The 2,066-nt window shown below is 77.0% G+C and carries 2 protein-coding genes; both read right to left on the bottom strand.

The annotated features are described in order from the left end of the window. Positions 1 to 1,216, bottom strand: a 1,216-nt coding sequence (locus tag AC2CHG_RS31160; RefSeq protein WP_484526180.1) for an NAD(P)/FAD-dependent oxidoreductase, incomplete at its 3' end; no start/stop codon positions are given. Beyond that, positions 1,213 to 2,066, bottom strand: an 854-nt coding sequence (locus AC2CHG_RS31155) for an FAD-dependent oxidoreductase (protein ID WP_484526179.1), incomplete at its 5' end; no start/stop codon positions are given. The genes AC2CHG_RS31155 and AC2CHG_RS31160, both read right to left, overlap by 4 nt.

Genomic DNA, 2,066 nt, shown 5'->3' with positions numbered 1-2,066 from the left:
CGCCGGCGCCCGCGCCGCCGGCCGGCGCCAGCAACGCCAGCGGGGGAGCGGGCAGCGGTCCGCCGACACTGGCCCGCAACGCCGGGTACGCGCTCGCGTCCCCGACCAGCACGCCGCCCAGCAGCGTCCGCGCGTCGTCGGAGAGGACCAGCTTCGCGTACGAGCGGGTGGCCGGGTCGGTGTACGTCACGTCGAGGCAGCCGGGGGTGACGCCGTGCGCGTCACCGAACGAGGCCACGTCCACGCCGAGCAGCTTGAGTTTCGTGGCGGTGTCCGCGCCGGGGAACGTGGCCGCGCCGCCGAGCAGCCGGTCCGCGACCACCTCGGCGGTGGCGTACCCGGGCGCGACCAGACCGTGGCAGACCCCGTCGACCGCCGCGCACTCGCCGACCGCCCAGATCCGCTCGTCGGCGGTCCGGCAGGACGCGTCCACCAGCACGCCGCCGCGCGGCCCCAGCGGCAGCCCGGCCGCGCAGGCCAGCTCGTCACGTGGCCGGATCCCGGCGGCCACCACCACCAGCTCCGCGTCGACCGCACGGCCGTCGGCCAGGTCGAGCGCGGCCACAGAGCCGTCCGGGCCGGGGCGCAGCGCCGTGGTGGCCACCCCGAGGTACGGCGTGACGCCCAGCTCCTCGACGTACCGCCGGAGCATCGCGCCGCCCGCCTCGTCCACCTGCACCGGCATGAGCCGGGGTGCGAACTCGACCACGCTGGTGGCGAGCCCGAGCAGCCGCAACGCGTTCGCCGCCTCCAGCCCGAGCAACCCGCCACCGATCACCGCCCCGGTACGGCGGCCCCGGGCGTGCTCCCGGATCGCGGCCAGGTCGTCCAGCGTCCGGTAGACGAAGACGCCTGGCAGGTCGGTGCCGTCGACCGGCGGCACGAACGCGTACGAGCCGGTGGCCAGCACCAGCGCGTCGTACGGGTACTCGCCGGAGGCAGTGGTCACCACCCGCCGTGCCCGGTCGACGCCGGTGGCCGGTTCACCCAGTCGCAGGTCCACTGCGGCGTCGGGGGTGTGCAGGTTCAGTTCGCCGGCGTCCACCCCGTCGAAGACGGCTGAGAGCCGCACCCGGTCGTACGCCGCGCGCCGTTCCTCGGCGAGCACCGTGACCCGCCACCGTCCGTCGGTGTCCCGGGCCCGCAGCGCCTCGACGAAGCGCTGCCCCACCATGCCGTTGCCGACCACCACCAGCCGGCTGATTCGCTCGGTCATGACGCCACCTCCACCGTCTCGCGTACCTCGTCGGTTGTGGACGGATCCGCCTCGGCGAGCCAGGCGGCGATGCCGGCCACCGCGTCCCGGCAGCTGCCGCAGCCGGTGGCGGCCCGGGTCGCCGCGGACAGCTCCACCGCCGTCCGGGCGCCCGCCCGCCAGCACGCCACCAGCTCGCCCTTGCTCACGTCGTTGCACCGGCACACTGTCGCGGCGTCCGGCATCAGCGCCGGTGACGCGGCCGGTCCGGCCGGCGCCTCGCCGAACGCCCGGCCGAGCAGCAGCGAGCGCCGGTCCGCCGGCACCGGCGCGCCCCTGTCGAACAGCTGCACCACGGTGCCGACCGCCGGGTTGTCGCCGAGCAGGATCGCGCCGGTCAGCCGCTCGTCCCGGATGCGCAGCCGGGCGTAGGTGCCCCGGGCCGGGTCGGCGAAGGTCAGCTCCTCGACCGGCCCGTCCGCGTCGCCGGTCCCGTCCACGTCGCCCATCGCGGCCAGGTCGATGCCGGCCGCCTTGAGCCGGGTCACCGCCGGCCGGGGCCGGTACCGGGCCAGCGGGTCCGCGCCGGTCAGCACGTCGGCCACCACCCGGGCCTGCGCCCAGGCCGGCGCGACAAGCCCGGTCAGCGTCCCGTCGTGCTGGGCGCAGTCGCCGATCGCCGAGATCCGCCTGTCGCTCGTCCGCATCCGGTCGTCCACCACCACGCCCCGCTCGACGGCGAGTCCGGCCGCCGCGGCGAGCGCGGTGTCGGGGCGTACCCCGCAGCAGAGCACCAGCAGGTCGGCGTCGAGCGGTTCGGCGTCGCCCAGGTGCAGGCGGACGCCGCCGGCGCCGGCGCTCACGGCGGTGG

The organism is Micromonospora sp. ATLC20, from assembly GCF_057196585.1.
The sequence above is the reverse complement of the archived record's forward strand: the minus strand, read 5'-3'. Positions and strand labels throughout refer to the sequence as shown.